The organism is Chryseobacterium contaminans (assembly GCF_001684955.1).
Lineage (GTDB): Bacteria > Bacteroidota > Bacteroidia > Flavobacteriales > Weeksellaceae > Chryseobacterium > Chryseobacterium contaminans.
In genome coordinates, this window is the sequence record NZ_MAYF01000187.1 from 1 (window position 1) to 2,062 (window position 2,062).

The 2,062-nt window shown below is 36.2% G+C and carries 4 protein-coding genes; all 4 read left to right on the top strand.

All coding sequences use genetic code 11. The annotated features are described in order from the left end of the window. The coding region (locus BBH99_RS11225; RefSeq protein ID WP_066695542.1) for a DUF4386 domain-containing protein at positions 1 to 515 on the top strand (515 nt) is incomplete at its 5' end. A 6-nt stretch (positions 516 to 521) separates the two neighbouring features. Then, positions 522 to 938: a DUF6326 family protein gene (locus BBH99_RS11230; protein ID WP_066695546.1), complete on the top strand. Its 417-nt coding sequence runs from the start codon at positions 522 to 524 to the stop codon at positions 936 to 938. An 84-nt stretch (positions 939 to 1,022) separates the two neighbouring features. Beyond that, on the top strand, positions 1,023 to 1,757 hold the full coding sequence (locus tag BBH99_RS11235; RefSeq protein ID WP_066695547.1) for a LytR/AlgR family response regulator transcription factor: 735 nt from the start codon (positions 1,023 to 1,025) through the stop codon (positions 1,755 to 1,757). A 71-nt stretch (positions 1,758 to 1,828) separates the two neighbouring features. After that, a partial coding sequence (locus tag BBH99_RS22760) for a lipocalin family protein (RefSeq protein WP_185111068.1) occupies positions 1,829 to 2,062 on the top strand: 234 nt, incomplete at its 3' end.

The window sequence follows — 2,062 nt, forward strand, 5'->3', positions numbered from 1 at the left end:
TCGCTTTTACATTGCTTCCTTTGGCTTTGTATAAACTGTTGAAAAACGTCAACGGAAGCTATGCTAAACTAATGGTGATTCTGGCACTGATCAGCGTACCCATTTCTTTCATAAATCTTCAAAATAAACTTTCGGTGCTTACCATTATAGAAGGTGCAGATTATTTGAAGATCTATAAAGCAGAAGAACTACAGGCACAAGTGATGATGCTGTTGAAAAATTATAACAATGGAATTCTGATTGTCCAGATTTTCTGGGGGCTCTGGCTTTATCCTTTCGGTTATCTAGTGTATAAATCAGGCTTTCTACCAAAAATTCTGGGAATCTTTTTGATGTTAGGCTGTTTGGGTTATGTTCTCAATGTTTTGGGAAGGATAGTGATTCCTGAATTTTCCAGTTATCCAATATCTGGTTATATCACATTACCTGCTTCGATAGGAGAAATCGGAATATGTATATGGCTGCTGATGGTAGGAGTAAAGAATAAATCGATTAATCATAATCATCAAAACTAATATATCATGAACAATTCTACTCAACTTGAAGACATTCGGGTAAATGTTAAAATTATACTTGCCGGGCTTTGGACCTCTGTTACGTTGTGCTATCTGTATGGTGATTATTTTGAGCTGTATACTCCGGGAAAAGCACAAGGTCTTGTAGATGGACATAATCTACTCAACTCTCCACTGAATTTATTATTGGCTGCAGTTGTTTTGGCTATACCAGCCGTTATGGTGTTTCTTTCATTAATCTTAAAACCCGTGATCAACAGGATTCTTAATATTGTTGTCGGAATTTTTTTTACGTTGATAATGCTTTTTATCGGGATTTCATCATTTTCAGAATGGTATTTATTCTATGTTTTGCTTGCTGCTGTAGAATGCATTATAACGATATTGATTGTTGTGTACGCCTGGAAGTGGAAAAGAATATGACTTGTATGGGGAAGATTGCAGGGCTGGTGAAATATTCATAATTTGCATCTGCAACCTATTCCTGCAACTTAATATGTAAACCCGATGAAGATTAAAGCCGTAATTGTAGATGATGAACTGATCGCAAGAGAAGTGTTGAGAAGCTACCTCACCAAATACTGCCCACAGGTAGAAATTTTGGGTGAAGCAGAAAATATTAAGGAAGCCGTCCCTCTGATTGCAGAAAAGCAGCCTCAATTGGTATTTTTAGATGTAGAAATGCCTTTCGGGAATGCCTTTGATGTATTGGAAGCTACCAAAGAATTTTCTTATGAAACGATCTTTATTACTGCATTTTCACAATATTCTTTACAGGCTTTGAATAAATCTGCAAGTTATTATATTCTAAAGCCAATTGACATTCAGGAACTCATTCTGGCAGTCAACAAAGTAGTTGAAAGTATTGAGAAAAAAGAAGAACTCAACCGGAATAAAATTCTGCTGGAGAACTTAAAATTAAAACCTGAAAAACAGCAGCTGATTCTTCCAACCTTACAGGGTTTTGATGTGGTAAAAACAGAAGATATTGTAAGGCTTCAGGCAGATGGAAATTTCACTCAGGTTTATCTTACGGATGGCTCAAAGAAAATGGTATGCAGGTTTTTGAAACATTTTGATGATCTTTTGGAAAACCCTTTTGTGAGAGTTCACCGTTCCCATATCATCAACACATCCTTTGTAAAATCTTATCATAAAAGCGGAACCGTAATGCTTGCTGATGATACTGAAATTGAAGTGTCAGGAAGCTTTAAAGACAATTTTCTAAAGGTTTTCTCTTAGAATTTATCGTTCTTTAACAGCCCAAAGGCATTATTTTTGACGTTTTCAAGAACCACACAAATATTTCTGTTATGAAGACCTTTCACAAAATAATCCTTCCCGTTTCATTGGGCGCTTTGGCCTATATGGCTTTTCATTCTTATTCTGTAGGAATTCCGAGAGGAGCGGTGGCGGTGAAGAATTTTGATATTAAAAAATTTCTCGGAAGATGGTACGAAATAGCCCGTTTTGACTATAAATTTGAGAAAAATATGGATAACGTTACAGCTGAATATTCTGAGAATCCCAATGGCAGCATCCTGGTG

Excerpts from the sequence above, each read along its gene's own strand:
- BBH99_RS11230 (WP_066695546.1), top strand. The coding sequence starts at position 522 with ATGAACAATTCTACTCAACTTGAAGACATTCGGGTAAATGTTAAAATT.
- BBH99_RS11235 (WP_066695547.1), top strand. The coding sequence starts at position 1,023 with ATGAAGATTAAAGCCGTAATTGTAGATGATGAACTGATCGCAAGAGAA.